Genomic DNA, 14,918 nt, shown 5'->3' with positions numbered 1-14,918 from the left:
CTGTCCGTCATTGGATGCGATAGCGGAAGGTGTTGCTGACGCCGGGTACGTCCACCGGCTGGCCGTTGACCAGGCGTGGCTGGTAACGGAAGCTGTTGGCGGCGTTCAGCGAGGGGCGTTCGAACGTCGGGTCGTCACAGGCACCTTCGACGACCTGCGGGTCCTTTACCCGGCCCTCGCGGGTTACCGTGTAGCGCACCGTGCAGTCACCTTCGACGCCGCGGTCCAGGGCCCGGCGCGGATAGGATGGCGGCTTCTTGCTGATGGGCTGGTACTGGGCAATGACCGCGGCTTCAGCGGCGCGGCGGGCAGCTTCGGCGTCGGCCAGCGCGCGGGCTTCGGCCTCGGCGGCCTGCCGTTGTTGCTCGGCTCGTGCCTGTTGTTCGGCCTGCTCGCGTTGCTGCTGTTCCCGGGCCAACTGCTGCTGGCGTTCCTGTTCCCGTTGCAGTTCCTGTTGACGCTGTTCCGCCAGCCGTTGTTGCTTTTCCTGCTCTAGCTGCTGCTCTTCCAGTCGCTTGCGGGCTATCTCGGCCTGGTCCACCTGGGGCTCGACCGGCGGGGGTGGTTCGGCTTGTACTACCGGCTCGGGCGGCGGCTCGGGTATCGGTTCCGGTGCGGGCGTGGGCAGGGCTACCAGTTGGGTAATCATCACCGTCTGTGGCGCTCTGGCCGGTGCTTCGGGTGACCAACTGCTGTACAGCGCCCAGGCCGCTACACCGTGCAGCAGCACGGTGGCCGTTGCCGGCAGCAACCAACTGCCGATACGGCTGCTCGGTTGCTGGGGGCGGGGGCTGGTCTGAATCAACTCATTCATGCCTCAGGGTGCCTCGGTAATCAGGCCCAGGCGGGTGATGCCGCCCTGTTGCAGCGCGGCCATGCCTTCGATCACCAGGCCGTAGTCGGCATGGCGGTCGGCACGGATAAACACCTGGGTGTCGGGTTTGGCAGCGACCAGCGCGGTGATGCGCTGACGCATCTCCTCCAGCGAACTGCTGCTGTCGCTGTACTGCTCGGTATTGACCGTGTCGCCTTCGTTCCAGTGGTAATGCCCCTGATCATCGATGGACAAGGTGACAATATTGAGCGGGTCATCGGTGGCCAGTGCCTCGCTGGCAACCTTCGGCAGCTCGATCTGGATACCCTGGGTGAGCATCGGCGCAGTGACCATGAAGATCACCAGCAGCACCAGCATCACATCGATATAGGGCACCACGTTCATTTCTGCGTTGGGCCGCAGTTTTCTCCGGGCCGGACGCATGACTTATTGCTCCGCCCGGCTGTGCAAGCGCCGGTGCAGCAGGGTGGAGAACTGCTCGGCGAAGGTGTAGTAACGGCTGATCAGCCCTTCGCTGCGGGCGGCGAAGCGGTTATATGCGATCACCGCTGGAATGGCGGCGAACAGGCCGATGGCGGTGGCGATCAGCGCTTCGGCAATACCGGGGGCCACCGCTGAAAGGGTAGCCTGCTCGGACTGCGACAGGCCGATAAAGGAGTTCATGATGCCCCATACTGTGCCGAACAGGCCGATATAGGGGCTGACCGAGCCGACCGTGGCGAGGAACGGCAGGTTCTTTTCCAGACGCTCTTCTTCCTGCGAAATGGCCACGCGCATGGCCCGTTGCACACCTTCCATCACCGCGTCCGGGTCGCTCTGCTGCGCGCGCATATGGGCGAATTCGCTGTAGCCGGCGTGGAACACGCCTTCCACGCCGGGGCTGTCGGGTTGCTGTTGCTGGTACAGCTGCTGAAGATCGGTGTCTTTCGACCAGAAGCTGCGCTCGAAGCGCGTCAGCGAGCGCTTGGCGGCGCTCATCAGACTGCTGCGCTGGATGATCAGGAACCAGGAGATCAGCGAGGCGAGTACCAGGATCAGCATCACCCCTTGCACCAGCAGGCTGGCTTCGGCGACCAGCGTCCAGGGCGACATGCTATGGGTAGTGGATGTGGGCATGAGTGGGTTCTCCATCAATCGAGTTGCAAGGCGCTGGCGATGCTCTGCCAGGGCACGTATTTGTAGTTCTGATTACCTTCGGGCATGCGTTTGCGCCCGTCCTGCACCATCAGCATGCCCTGGGTCCATTGCCCGCCGAGGTTGGCCGAAGTCACTTCCAGGCCGTCGGTTTCCGAGACGCCATCGATACCCAACTGGCTGTTCAAACCGATGTGGAAGCTGCCGCGCAGCTGATAGGGCGGCTCGGCATCGACCACCACATAGCTGTCGTTGCCCTGGCTGGAGATCACCAGATAGGGGTGCTCGGGGTGCTGATAGATGGCCAGGCCTTCAATATCGGCTTCGATCGGGCCATCGGTGCTGATCACTCGGGTCATCTCGGTGGAGGCGTTCTCGCCGGCGTCCAGCGCCCACACTGCTTTGCCTTCCTCGCCGATAAACAGCCGCTGGCGCTGGTCATCAACCACGCAGCCTTCGGGCTGGGTGGCGACGGCAAACTCACGTACCAGGGTGCCGTTGAGCTCGCCCTGGCTGCCGTCCAGGCGGTATTGCACAAAACGCCCGTCCTTGTCGTTGGCAATGGCATACATGACACCGTCACTGCTCTGGCCCATGCAGAAGCCGTAGATTTCGTCCAGCGCGGTGGCGATCTGGCCCAATTCGCTTAACTGGCCGTTGGCGGGATCGATGGCCAATACGTGCAGGCTGTTGTGGTCGCGATTGCTGGCTACCGCCAGATCGACCCGTTGCTCACCGAGCTGGAAACCGTGGCGCACATCGACGTTGTTCAGACGGCCCAACGGCAGATACTGCAGCTGTGCACCGTTGAGGTCGTACACCGCCAGGCCATTGCGTTTGTCCGTGCCCAGCACCCGGGAGGCAGCCGGATCGCTGGGGTGCAGCCAGATGGCCGGGTCATCGGCGGCGTCGCCGGGGCTGGGGATCGGGTCGGTTTGTACGGTAGGCAGCACTACCGGCACCTTGGCAGCGGCGGGCAGGGCGCTGACCGGCCAATTGATTCGGCTCTGGTAGAGATTGCCGTCGTCGCCATCGACCAGCAGCAACTGATTCTGGCCGTTGGCGCTGTGTGCGGCGATGCGTTCGGGCTCGACGGTGCCGTCCAGCGCGGCGGGTTCCAGGCTGTCCCAGCCGTCCTCGGTCAGGCGATATCGGTGCAGTTTCTGGGAGTCGGCGTCCAGGGCCAACAGGCCGCCGGGTACTGCAGCCAGGCCCGCAACCATCTCCTGAATTTCGCCGAAGGGTTCGACCATATCCACCGGCTGACGGCTCTGTTCAGCCTCGGGATGCGCGCCATAGGCCCAGATGCCGACGCTTTCCTCGCTGACATACAGCAGGTGCTGCTGGTCATCTACTGCGCAATGTTCGCTTTCCGGCGGCAGGCGCAGGCTGCGTACATGGGCGGCGGTATCGAGCAGCAAGCCTGGGTTGCCGACCAGCCACTGATCGCCCATGCCTTCCTCACCAATGACAAACAGGTGCAGGTTCTGGGACTCGTCCTGATACAGGCAGAGATTCTCGATGCGGTAGGTCGTGGCCGGCAGCTCCAACTGCTGATGCACCTGCAGGTCCGCCGCTGCGGCGCGCAACAGGGTCGGTTGCTGGCTGCTGGCCTGGGTAGTTGCGATTACCAGTTCAGCGTTGTGCTGGCGGGTATCCAGGCTGTAGAAGTTGCCGGGGTGCCGGGCCAGGCGGTTACCGCTGGCATCCAATAACCAGAGGCCTGCGGTATCGGCGGCGAGGCGCTGATCGTTGGCCAGCAGTTGCCAGGATTCGGCCCGCGCGGCATGGCTCGGCTGCCAGTGCTGCAGTTCCACCGGATTCGCCATGCTGGCGCTGTCGACGGTGGGCGTCACGCTGGAGTCGGCGTTGGAGCAACCCAGTAGCAGGCTGGATAAGGCCAGCGCGGCGAGGGGCTTGAGAGGGTATCGCGGCATGAAGGTGTCCATACTGAATAAGAGTCGGGGGTACGGCGGCGGGCAGGTGCCCGCCACCGCTAGTCGGATCAGAAGTGCGTGAGGGTCAGGCCGATCTTGTAGCTGGGGCCGTATTCCTCGTACTGGGCGTTGTAGCGGCGCTTGCCGGTGTACACGTAGTAGGATTCGTCGGTCAGGTTCTGCGCTTCGAAGAACACCTGCAGGTTGTCGCGCAGGAAGTAGCCGGCGCTGAAGTCGACAAACAGCTGGTCGTCCACCTTGTAGTCGTAACGGGCGTCGAGCACGTCGCCGACCTCGTCCAGATAGTTGGATTTATAGTTGGTGGACAGGCGCAGGCTGAGCTTGTCGTTCTCCCAGCCGACAGTCAGGTTGCCGGTCACATCCGACTGGCCGGGCAGGCGGATGCTGCGGCTGCGCATGGCACCCAGATCCGGGTCGAACTGTTCGATGTCGGCATCGGACTTGGTGAAGGTGGTGTTGGCGTTCAGCAACAGGCCATTCCACGGTGACGGCAGCCAGCTGAACTTCTGCGAGTAGGCCAGCTCCAGGCCGTAGACCGTGGCGCTGTCGCCATTGATCGAGGTGATCGCCTCGCTGAAGCCGGCGTATGCACCCGTGCCGGCCACGTCGGCGGTATAGATGAAATTGTCGATGTCCTTGTAGAACACGAAGGCCGAGACCGCGCCGGCGCGCCCCATATAGTGCTCGATGCCCAGGTCGAAGTTGCTCGACTCCAGCGGTTTGAGATCGGGGTTACCGAACTCGGCTTCGTCGCCATCCAGCACAAAGCCGGGGAACATCTGGCCGAAGGTCGGGCGTACCACGCTGTTGGTCCAGGCGGCGCGGATCTGTGTTTGGTCGTTGAGCTGGTAGATGGCATGCAGGCCGGGCAGCCAGTGGTCATAGTCATTGCTGGTGTTGTTGGCAACGAAATCACCCTGATCCAGACCGGTACCGCGGGCCTTGATGCTGGTGTCTTCATAACGCAGACCGGCGATGATGCGCAGGTCATCGATATCCAGAGTGTTCATGATGTAGACGGCGTTGATGTCTTCTTCGATGGTGAAGTCATTGATGCGCGATTCTTCTTCATCATAGAAGTCAGCTCGGTTCAGGCCGCTGATCAGATCCTTCACCGCGCGGTCGGAAATGCGCGGTCCGAAACGGCCCAGCCCGTAATCGGTGGTGCCCCGGCTGAACTGCGACAGATTTAATTGCGCGTCGCTGAAACCCAATTCATCGAAGTCTTCAAAGACCCAGATGTCGAGGTCATTGTCTTTCTCCCGACGGCTGAGCTTGCCACCGAAGGCCAATTGCGAGGGCATGCCGCTCAGAGAGAAGTCGCGGGTCAGATCGAGCTTGATATTCTTCTCGGTGTCGGTGGTTTTCTGTTTTTCCCATTCCACCTCGGTCAGGCTGAAATGGGTGGCGTCGTACAGATCCTGCCCGGCGCGCAGGCGCGGTTTGCGGGTACCGCTGTAACCAACGTTGCTGAAATCGTCATCCGCTTCGAAAGCGGCGGTGCCGATGCCGCCCGGGCTGTCTTCGCCCGCCTTGCTGTAACCGGCCTGGGCGCTGACACCCCAGTCGCCGAGCTGGCGCTTGCCGCCGAACACGAAACTCTTCACTTCCTGGGTTTCTTCCCGGGCCTTGAGCTCGCGGGCGACTTCCGCCTCGCCCAATTCACCAGGCAGCTGTGGGTCGCCAAACGTGGTGACCAAGCCTTGACGTACTTCATCATCCTTGTAACGGCTATACAGGCTGCGGAACCAGACTTCGCTGTGTTCGTCCGGGCGGTAATCCAGGTTCAGACCCAGGCCGGTGCGCTCACGGGTGATGTCATAGCGGCGCTGTTCGATCTCTTCCAGCCGAGCACCGTCATCAAAGTCCCAGGCACCGCCGGTTTCCACGTTGTCCGAACCGAATTTGCGCTCCTGCCAGCTCAGGGCAGCGGCGACACCGAAGTTATCCACGCCGTCGCCAATGCTGAAGCGATTGCTGAAGGCGCCGGACAGCTTGGGGCTGTTCTTGCTGGTGTTTTCATCATGACTGCCTTCGGCGCTGAGGCTGTAGAACAGACCGTCATGGTCGAAGGCTGACAGGCTTTCCACTTCGATGGTGCCACCCAGGGAGTTGGCATCCATGTCCGGCGTCAGCGTCTTGACCACTGACAGCGATTGCACCAGCTCGCTCGGCAACACGTCCATGGCTACCGCGCGGCGATCATCCTCCGGCGCAGGCACCAGAGTGCCGTTGATGGTCACGCTGTTCAGGTCCGAGCCCAGCCCGCGCACCCGCACAAAACGGCCTTCACCCTGGTCGCGCTCGACCGACAGGCCGGGAACGCGTTGCAGCGCCTCGGCAGCGTTGTCGTCGGGCAACTGGCCGATGGCGTCGGCGTGCACCACGCTCTTGATGGTATTGGCGCGGCGCTGGTCATCCAGGGCCTGCTCCAGTTGGGCAGCCTGGCCGATCACATCGACCACTTCGGGTTGCTGCGCCTGCGCGGCCAGCGGTGTGCTTACGGCGATAGCCAGCGCCAGGGCGCTGAGGCGAAACCCGGGGCTCCGGGCGGTAGCGAGTTGCACAGACATTGTTCTTCCCCTGAAATGTGCGGCCGTTGGCGGGGCCGTTGTGGGGGGAACGTTAGGCACGCCTGATGACAGTTATGTGACTATATAGCGCCGATAAGCCGCTAAAAGCCGGGATTGGCACGACAAATGACCTATATTGAGCTGATTTGACTCGCCTGGAGTCACACTGCCGCCCGGTGGCGTGTAATCGCCGCCATACAGGTATGCATTTGATATGGATAAGCTGACAACGCCATGAGCTGATATGACTCCCGCGTTGCCACCGGATTGTCACATCCAGCTGCTTAGCTGGCCGGCAGTAAGGAGAATTGCTTATGACATCCATGCTTGCGATGCATCGTTTCAAGCTCACCGGCCTGCTGATGACGGCGAACACCGGCCTGTTGCTGCATCTGCTGGCCGGTGAGATCAAGCCGGTGGCCGACTGGGACTGGCTGGATATCGCCGGGGAAGGGGGCTCGGCCCTATTGCTGCTTACCTGGCTTGGCCTGCTGCTCAAGAGCCGACCGGCCGGCTATGTGACCAATCTGCTGTTCATGGGGCTGGCCTGCCTGTTCTTCAGTCTGTTCATGGATACTGTTGACGAATTCGTGGCATTACCCGACGCCGTGACCTGGGATGGCTGGCTGGAATCGGGCCCCATGCCCATTGGCTTCATCCTCATGACCCTCGGCATCTTCCACTGGCATCAGGAACAGCTGGCAATCAACGAGCAGATGCGCAACCGCGAGCGGGTGTTTCGGGAACATCGCCAGTTCGACAAGCTGACCCCGCTGGGAGATGCCAATTATCTGCGGGCACAACTACAACTGACACTGGCGGATGCGGCGGCGCAGCAGCAGCCAGTGTCGCTGATCATGCTGGATATGAACGCCTTCTCCCGGGTCAATCGCGAATACGGGTACGCCGAAGGAGACAGGTTGCTGCAGGTGCTGACGCAACTCATGCTGCTCAATCTGCGTACACATGATCTGCTTTGCCGGCTGGCGGGCGATCGCTTTGTGATCATCCTGCCGCATACCGGCGAGCGCCAGGCCCAGATATTGGCTGAGGAGCTTGAACAGGCGGTGCGCAGCCTGGCTTACAAGAGCCGTGCCCAGGGCGAACGTCTGGAGCTGTCAGCCAGCGTGGTTGCGCTGATGGCCCGTGATGAGGATCCGGCAACCCTGCTGGAGCGGATGAACATAACCATGGCCCGGGCCAAGCAGAACCTGACGGTGCGCTATGGTTAGGACAGAGCGCAGCGACCGCTGGCTGGAGTGCACTACGCGCTTCATCCCGGCGCACTATCAGCCTGCCAGCCTGATTGATCTGGCGCTGGGCCGGGGAGTGAATGCCCACCGTTTGTTACAGGGCACCGGGCTGTTCCATGAGGATATTCTCACCGGTAATCGGCTGATCAGTCCGCAGCAGTTCCTGCGTATGATCGAGAATCTGCAGCAGCAACTGCAGGCTGATGACACCAGCTTTCTGCTGGGTCAGCAGTGGTTGCCCGGGCACTACGGCGCGGCCAGTCACGCCTTGAGTCATGCGGCTGATCTACAGGATGCGCTGGAGCGGCTGGTGCGATTACAGCCCCTGCTCTGGCCGCTGCTGCGGCTGCGGCTGCGGGTGGATGAGCGCTACATCTGGCTGGATTGGGGTGACAGCTTTGGCGCTGACGACCAGAGCATATTTCTGGTCGAGGCCAGCATGGCCGCAGTGACCGGCATGAGCCAATGGCTGTCGGGGCAGCGTCTGCCCTGGACCTTTCATCTGGCCCACGCGCAGCCGCGCCATATCGAGCAGTATTGGGTGCACCTGGGAGAAGAGCTACGCTTTGCCAGCCCGCTGAACCAGATGTGCCTGCCACGCAGCTGTCTGCATCACCTCTGGGCCAGCGCCTCGGTTACCGCCGGGCAGGTGGCCGAACAGGAAGGGTTGAAGATGCTGATGGCGCTGCCTGCTACCTGCAGTCTGCTGGATGGCCTGCATGATCATCTGGTGGCACAGGTGCGACAGCCGCTGCGGCTGGAAGGCGTGGCTGAGACCTTCGGCATGAGCCCGGCCACGCTCAAGCGCAAGCTGCAGAAGCACGGCACCGGCTTTCAGCAGCAACTGGACCATGCTCGCGCCCGTGTCGCCATGGAGCTGTATCAAAGTCGCGGCTACTCCAGCGATGAAGTTGCCGACTACCTCAACTTCAATGACCGGGCCAACTTCCGCCGATCCCTACGCCGCTGGACCGGCTTGTTGCCCAGTGAGTTGGGTAATTGGCTGGCGCGGTATTAGCGGGCACCTTCGCAAAGAGTCTCCTGCGAATAAAGCTGCCTGACGAACCTCGCGGGCCGCCCGTCATGTTGCAAGCCTGAGCTATCTACGGCATCGCTATTACTTGTTCAGTTGCTGCTGCCAGTGGCTCAGGGTCAGCCATTGCGGCCAATCTCCTCCGGCTTCCATCTGTCGTAGATAATGGGCGCCGCCCAATTGCCGGGACTGTTGCCGGATCCATCGGCTGCGCTGCAGCGCATGGGGCGGTGGGCTGGCGGCGCTCCAGCGGCGCGGGTTGGGCAGTACGGCGGCCAGCTGAGCGGCCTGTTGGTCGGACAAAACGCCAGCGGCTATCCCAAAGTGATGCTGCGCTGCGGCGCTGATACCGAACACGCCCTCATCCCACTCGACGATATTCAGATACACCTCGAGAATCCGCTGTTTGGGCCAGAGCGTTTCGATGGCCAGAGTGAACCAGGATTCGAGGCCTTTGCGCAGCCAGCTGCGATCGGACCAGAGAAACAGGTTTTTCGCCACCTGCTGACTCAGAGTACTGGCCCCGCGCAGACTGCCGCCGCGCTGGTTATGCTCAATCGCGGCCTGGATGGCCCTGATATCGAAGCCGTGATGCTCGGCGAAACGCTGGTCTTCGGCGGCGATCACCGCCATCTTGATGTTATCGGGGATGGCGCGGTAGGGCAGCCAGCGCTTCTGGAAGTCCACCTGTCGGTCGTCACTGCGGGTTTCGACCCAGCGCTCGAGCATCAGCATCGAGCCAGGCACCGGCACCCAGCGAAACAGGAGTACCGGGAGCAGGCTCAATAACAGGAGAATCAGCAGCCATTTGGCGGTTTTGCGCAAAATCGTCTTCAATGGGTTGGCTCGTCTGCCGGCAACAGCGGTGGTATCGGGTGGTATAGAATGTGTCGCAGTATAAACCCATCGAGCCGGAGTCTTCATTGATGGCCAAGATCCTGTTGTTGCTGGCCTCGCTCAGCGGCTTTACCGGTGTGGCGTTGGGCGCCTTCGCCGCGCACGCCTTGCGCAGTCGTCTGCCGGAAAACATGCTGGGTGTATTTCAGACCGGGGTGCAGTATCAGTTATGGCACACGGCAGCGCTGATCGGCGTGGCGTTGTTGCTGCTGCGCTGGCCCGAGAGCCTGCTGTTCAAGACCTCCGGAGCACTGTTCGTGGTGGGTATTCTGTTGTTCTCCGGCAGCCTGTACCTGATGACGCTCGGTGGTTTGCGGCTGGGTATTGTCACACCGATCGGCGGGGTGTGTTTTCTCGCGGCCTGGGTGTGCTTTGGGCTGGGGGTCTGGCGGTCGCTGTGAGTGCGCTCGCGGAGCCCCAACAATAGGCAGACCGGGCTGTTTCACGCTATCATGCCCAGCCTGATTCCTGAATTCATCGAGTTGTTCCATGCAGATCCAACTGAATGGCGAAGCCCATCCTCTCGATTCCTCCATCAGCCTGGCCGAACTGGTCGAGCGCCTGGGATTGACCGGCAAGCGACTGGCCGTCGAGCTGAATCTGGAGATCGTGCCGCGTAGCCAGTATGCCGACACACGTCTGAACGACGGTGACCGGGTCGAAATCGTTCACGCCATTGGCGGCGGCTAGCCGCAGCGGAGATACCCATGACAAATATGCAGCAAGATGCGCTGGAAATTGCCGGCGTTCGTTACCGTTCCCGTCTTCTGGTCGGCACCGGAAAGTATAAGGATATGGACGAAACGCGGGATGCAATCGAAGCCTCGGGCGCGGAGATCGTCACGGTGGCCGTTCGCCGAACCAATATCGGCCAGAACCCCGGTGAGGCCAACCTGCTGGATGTCATCCCACCGGATCGTTACACCATCCTGCCCAATACCGCGGGCTGTTTCACCGCTGAAGACGCCGTGCGCACCTGCCGCCTGGCCCGCGAGCTGCTGGACGGGCGCAATCTGGTCAAGCTGGAAGTGCTGGCCGATCAGAAGACCCTGTTCCCCAACGTGGTGGAAACCATCAAGGCCGCCGAAGTGCTGGTCAAGGACGGTTTTGATGTCATGGTCTACACCAGTGATGATCCGATCATTGCCCGCCAGTTGGCCGAGATCGGCTGCGTTGCAGTGATGCCGCTGGCCGGTCTGATCGGCTCCGGTCTGGGTATCTGCAATCCCTACAACCTGCGCATCATCCTCGAAGAAGCGACCGTGCCGATTCTGGTCGATGCCGGTGTCGGTACCGCATCGGATGCCACCATCGCCATGGAGCTGGGCTGTGCCGGTGTGCTGATGAACACGGCTATCGCCGGTGCCCAGAAGCCGGTGCTGATGGCCGAGGCGATGAAACACGCAGTGCTGGCTGGTCGCGGCGCTTATCTGGCTGGCCGCATGCCGCGTCGTCTGTATGCCGCGGCCTCTTCACCCTGGGAAGGTACCTTTGTCGGAAATGAATGACGTGAACGAGAATCAGCAGCCCGAGCAGCCAGAAGACGGCCAGCCGCGGCGCGCCATTCGCAGTTTCGTGATGCGGGCGGGGCGCATGACCGAAGGCCAGCAGCGGGGCGTGGAAAAGGGCTGGCCGCTGTTCGGTCTGAGCCTGGCCGGCGGCCTACTGGATCTTGACCAGGTGTTCGGTCGGCAGGCGCCGCGCACTCTGGAAATTGGCTTCGGTATGGGGCACTCCCTGTTGGAGATGGCCCAGGCGGCGCCTGAGCAGGACTTCATCGGTATTGAAGTGCATCGCCCTGGTGTGGGTGCGTTGCTCAACGGCGTGCTCAATGCCGGCCTGGAAAATGTCCGGGTATATGACTGCGACGCCATCGAAGTGCTGAACCAGGCCATCCCCGACGGTAGCCTCGACCGGTTGCTGCTGTTCTTCCCCGACCCCTGGCACAAGAAAAAGCACAACAAGCGGCGCATCGTGCAGCCGGCCTTCGCCGAGCTGGTGCGACGCAAGCTGCGCATCGGCGGTGTGTTGCATATGGCCACCGACTGGGAACATTACGCCGAACAGATGCTCGAGGTCATGAGCGTTGCGCCGGGCTACCGCAACCAGGCAGCCGACGGCACCTTCATCCCGCGCCCGGATGAGCGCCCGATCACCAAATTCGAGAAGCGCGGTGAGCGGCTTGGACATGGTGTGTGGGACCTGAAGTTCGAGCGAATCGATTGATTCTATGGAGGGGCGAGTTTCACCTCGCCCACTGTTGCCGCACGAATTATCGCTGACGGGGATGAAATCCGGCCTTCCGGGACGCTGTTCCCGGGAGGTTCGAGCACCAGCTCGTACCTGGGAGCGGCAGGATACGCTGATGTGGTGTTCGGGCTTTATTCATCGAGCCGGTGCTCGACGTTCCCAGGGGTTTATCTGCTCTGCCTATGGTCCTACATAGCGGTCACCAAGAGTAATGGCCGCAGATGGCCCAGCTACCTACACTGACTCCCATCCAGAACAATTATCTGCGGAGTCCCCATGCAATTTGAAACCCTCGATTATCAGGTACAGGATGGCATTCTCACCCTGACCCTCAACCGCCCTGACCGGATGAACGCCTTCAATGGCCCCATGCGTCGTGAGCTGCTCGCCGCCTTTGATGCAGCGGACGCCGACGATGCGGTACGGGTAATCATAATGACCGGCGCCGGCCGCGCTTTCTGCGCGGGTGCCGACCTGGAGAAGGGCGGTGATACCTTCAACCGCCACACCCGTACCGATCAGCCGGAAGGCGCGGATCTGCGCGATGGCGGTGGTACCGTGTCGCTGCGTATCTACGAGTGCACCAAGCCGGTGATCGGTGCCTTCAACGGCGCGGCGGTAGGTGTCGGCGTAACCATGACCTTGCCGATGGATATCCGTCTGGCCTCGACCAACGCCAAGTTTGGCTTCGTCTTCGCTCGTCGGGGTATCACCATGGAGGCCTGTTCCAGCTGGTTCCTGCCGCGCCTTGTCGGCCCCATGCAGGCTGCTGAGTGGATCCATACCGGCCGGGTATTCAGCGCCGAGGAAGCGCTCAAGGGCGGGCTGGTCCGCAGTATCCACGAACCGGATGAGTTGCTGCCGGCGGCCTACGAGCTGGCCCGGGAGATTGCGGATAATACTTCGCCCATGTCAGCGCTGCTCAACCGGCAGCTGATGTGGCGGATGCTCGGTGCTGACCACCCGATGGAAGCGCACAAGGTCGACTCCCGGGCGATTGCCTTCATGGGCGAATCGGAGGATGCGAAGGAAGGTGTGCGTTCTTTCCTGGAAAAGCGCGCCCCCGAGTTCAAGCTCAGCACCAGCCAGGACCGTCCCGAGTTCTTCCCCTGGTGGGAAGAGCGTCCGTTCAAGTAATCAGCTGAGCAGCAAGCGTTCCAGTGCCGCGCGCGGCCCCGGTGGGATCGGGCAGGCGCGGTTGCTGGCGCGTTCGACAAATACATGCACGAAGCGCCCGGCGGCGCAGGCTTCGGCCGTTCCCTCCTTGAACAGGGCCAGTTCGTAGTGCACTGAACTGTTGCCCAGCTTGGCCACACGTACACCAATCTCGATCGGCTCGGGAAAGGCCACTGGCGCGAAGTAATCGCAGCCGGAACTCACCACAAAAGCCACCTGCTCCCCGTCATGGATATCCAGCCCGCCCTCATTGATCAGCCAGCTGTTCACTGCGCTGTCGAAGAACGCGTAATAGGTGACGTTGTTGATATGGCCATAGATGTCGTTGTCGTGCCAGCGGGTGGTGATCGGGTGCAGGTAGGGATAATCGGTGCGTTGGGGTTTGGTGGTCATGCTGAGTGTCTCGATTAAATGGAGGGCCGGTCGCGGCCCGGCCGGGTTCCATCCCGGCTAGTGGGGTTGATGTCACGCACGCTGGTTAAGCTTCACTGGGTGCGTCGAGCGCCAGCTCGATGCGCGGAGTAGCAGCGCACGTCAAGGTACGAGCTGGTGCTCGAACCTCCCAGAAACCCCCGCTAATGCGTTTAATCAATACGCCTGCCGATAGATCGCCAGGGCATCCGCCTCGGTGACCTCGCGCGGGTTGTTCACCAGCAACCGCTGCTGCAGCATCGCCTCGCTGGCCAGCAGCTCCAGGCTGCTTTCCGGCACGCCGGCATCACGCAGCCGGCTGGGCAGGTTGCAGCGGGGGCTGAGCTGCGAGAGGGCGGTAATCAACTGGTCGGTCAGGCTCGCGGCGTCACCCGGCTGGCAATCCGGCACCAGCAGCGGCGCCAGTTCGGCGTACAGGGACTCGGTCGCGGGAGCATTGAAGGCAACCACGCTGGGCAGCACCAGAGCATTGGATAGGCCATGGGGAATATGGAAATGCCCGCCCAGCGGATAGGCCAGCGCATGCACTGCGGCCACCGGGGCATTGGCAAAGGCTTGGCCGGCCAACAACGAGCCCAGCATCATGGCCTGACGGGCGTCACGATTGCTACCGTTGTGCACCGCCTCGTCCAGGTTATTCGCCAGCAGGCGCAGGGCTTTGCGCGCCAACATGTCGGACAGCGGATTCTTCTTCAGCTTGCTGGTATAGGCCTCGATGGCATGCACCATGGCGTCAATGCCGGTGGCGGCGGTAACCGCCGGCGGCAGTCCGAGAGTCAGTTCGGCATCCAGCACTGCCAGATCCGGCAGCAGCAGCGGCGAGACTACCCCGGATTTGGTGGTTTCGCCGGTAGTGATAATGGCAATCTGAGTGACCTCCGAGCCGGTACCCGCGGTGGTCGGTACCTGGATCAGCGGTAGTCGCTGACCCCGTGCGTTATCCACACCATAGATCTCGTTCAGGCTTTGGGAAGTATGCGGATGGGCCAGCAGGGCGACCAGCTTGGCCACGTCCATCGAGCTGCCGCCACCAAAACCGATGATCAGTTGCGCATTCATCGCCTGCGCCTGGTGCACGGCGGCGAAAACCACTTCCTCCGGCGGATCGGCCACTACCTGATCGAACACCTCCACGCTCATGCCGGTATCGGCGAAGCCTGGCAGCACATCGCCCAGCAGGCCCAGTTGGGTGATGCCGGGGTCGGTAACGATCAATACCCGCTGCGCGTCCCGCTCCCGGCACAGTTGCGCAAGGCGGCTGGCGGCGCCGGTTTCGCAGAGGATGCGGGCGGTGGTGGCGAAGCTGAAGGATGACATGGGCACCTCGTGGTCGCGGACAATGGTTTGATGAGCAACCACTGTAGGAGCATGGGCGCG

15 protein-coding genes are annotated in these 14,918 nt (G+C 62.1%); 7 read left to right on the top strand and 8 right to left on the bottom strand.

Annotated features, from left to right (window positions below; genetic code table 11):
- Positions 1-7: 7 nt before the first annotated feature.
- From BM267_RS06875 to BM267_RS06855, 5 genes are all read right to left on the bottom strand, one after another.
- The gene (locus BM267_RS06875; protein ID WP_074779154.1) at positions 8-814 is read right to left on the bottom strand and encodes an energy transducer TonB; all 807 of its coding nucleotides are present in this window, start codon (positions 812-814) and stop codon (positions 8-10) included.
- A gap of 3 nt (positions 815-817) precedes the next feature.
- Positions 818-1,258 carry a protein TolR gene (gene tolR, locus BM267_RS06870; protein ID WP_036991435.1) on the bottom strand — a complete coding sequence of 147 codons (441 nt, stop codon included), beginning with the start codon at positions 1,256-1,258 and terminating at the stop codon, positions 818-820.
- Between the two features lie 3 nt (positions 1,259-1,261).
- A complete protein-coding gene (tolQ, locus tag BM267_RS06865; RefSeq protein ID WP_036991433.1) occupies positions 1,262-1,951 on the bottom strand; it encodes a protein TolQ in 690 nt (229 codons plus the stop codon).
- A 14-nt stretch (positions 1,952-1,965) separates the two neighbouring features.
- On the bottom strand, positions 1,966-3,906 hold the full coding sequence (locus tag BM267_RS06860) for a phytase (protein WP_074779156.1): 1,941 nt from the start codon (positions 3,904-3,906) through the stop codon (positions 1,966-1,968).
- Positions 3,907-3,974: 68 nt separating this feature from the next.
- On the bottom strand, positions 3,975-6,500 hold the full coding sequence (locus tag BM267_RS06855) for a TonB-dependent receptor (RefSeq protein ID WP_074779158.1): 2,526 nt from the start codon (positions 6,498-6,500) through the stop codon (positions 3,975-3,977).
- A gap of 314 nt (positions 6,501-6,814) precedes the next feature.
- On the opposite strand from BM267_RS06855, the gene BM267_RS06850 reads away from it, so the two are divergent.
- Both BM267_RS06850 and BM267_RS06845 read left to right on the top strand, forming a co-directional pair.
- Positions 6,815-7,732, top strand: coding sequence for a GGDEF domain-containing protein (locus tag BM267_RS06850; protein WP_074779160.1), 918 nt, complete (start codon positions 6,815-6,817; stop codon positions 7,730-7,732).
- The gene (locus tag BM267_RS06845; RefSeq protein WP_074779162.1) at positions 7,725-8,771 is read left to right on the top strand and encodes an AraC family transcriptional regulator; all 1,047 of its coding nucleotides are present in this window, start codon (positions 7,725-7,727) and stop codon (positions 8,769-8,771) included. Before BM267_RS06850 ends, BM267_RS06845 begins: the two co-directional genes overlap by 8 nt.
- A 99-nt stretch (positions 8,772-8,870) precedes the next feature.
- On the opposite strand, the gene mtgA is transcribed toward BM267_RS06845, so the two are convergent.
- A complete protein-coding gene (mtgA, locus tag BM267_RS06840) occupies positions 8,871-9,623 on the bottom strand; it encodes a monofunctional biosynthetic peptidoglycan transglycosylase (RefSeq protein ID WP_051611165.1) in 753 nt (250 codons plus the stop codon).
- 89 nt (positions 9,624-9,712) lie between these two features.
- On the opposite strand from mtgA, the gene BM267_RS06835 reads away from it, so the two are divergent.
- The 5 genes from BM267_RS06835 (at position 9,713) to BM267_RS06815 (ending at position 13,070) form a co-directional block, all read left to right on the top strand.
- The gene (locus BM267_RS06835; RefSeq protein ID WP_074779164.1) at positions 9,713-10,084 is read left to right on the top strand and encodes a DUF423 domain-containing protein; all 372 of its coding nucleotides are present in this window, start codon (positions 9,713-9,715) and stop codon (positions 10,082-10,084) included.
- Between the two features lie 88 nt (positions 10,085-10,172).
- A complete protein-coding gene (gene thiS / locus BM267_RS06830) occupies positions 10,173-10,373 on the top strand; it encodes a sulfur carrier protein ThiS (protein WP_036991423.1) in 201 nt (66 codons plus the stop codon).
- A gap of 17 nt (positions 10,374-10,390) precedes the next feature.
- Positions 10,391-11,191 carry a thiazole synthase gene (locus tag BM267_RS06825; protein WP_074779166.1) on the top strand — a complete coding sequence of 267 codons (801 nt, stop codon included), beginning with the start codon at positions 10,391-10,393 and terminating at the stop codon, positions 11,189-11,191.
- Positions 11,184-11,909, top strand: coding sequence for a tRNA (guanosine(46)-N7)-methyltransferase TrmB (trmB, locus tag BM267_RS06820; RefSeq protein ID WP_074779168.1), 726 nt, complete (start codon positions 11,184-11,186; stop codon positions 11,907-11,909). The genes BM267_RS06825 and trmB overlap by 8 nt, the downstream gene beginning before the upstream one ends.
- Positions 11,910-12,209: 300 nt before the next feature.
- A complete protein-coding gene (locus BM267_RS06815; protein ID WP_036991417.1) occupies positions 12,210-13,070 on the top strand; it encodes a crotonase/enoyl-CoA hydratase family protein in 861 nt (286 codons plus the stop codon).
- Here the strand turns inward: BM267_RS06815 and BM267_RS06810 are convergent, their stop codons facing one another.
- Together BM267_RS06810 and BM267_RS06805 are read right to left on the bottom strand one after the other, a co-directional pair.
- Positions 13,071-13,502, bottom strand: coding sequence for an acyl-CoA thioesterase (locus BM267_RS06810; RefSeq protein ID WP_074779170.1), 432 nt, complete (start codon positions 13,500-13,502; stop codon positions 13,071-13,073).
- A gap of 195 nt (positions 13,503-13,697) precedes the next feature.
- Positions 13,698-14,858: an iron-containing alcohol dehydrogenase gene (locus BM267_RS06805; protein ID WP_074779172.1), complete on the bottom strand. Its 1,161-nt coding sequence runs from the start codon at positions 14,856-14,858 to the stop codon at positions 13,698-13,700.
- Between the last annotated feature and the right edge of the window lie 60 nt (positions 14,859-14,918).

Source organism: Halopseudomonas bauzanensis, assembly GCF_900114735.1.
GTDB classification, from domain to species: Bacteria; Pseudomonadota; Gammaproteobacteria; order Pseudomonadales; family Pseudomonadaceae; genus Halopseudomonas; species Halopseudomonas bauzanensis.
The sequence above is the reverse complement of the archived record's forward strand: the minus strand, read 5'-3'. Positions and strand labels throughout refer to the sequence as shown.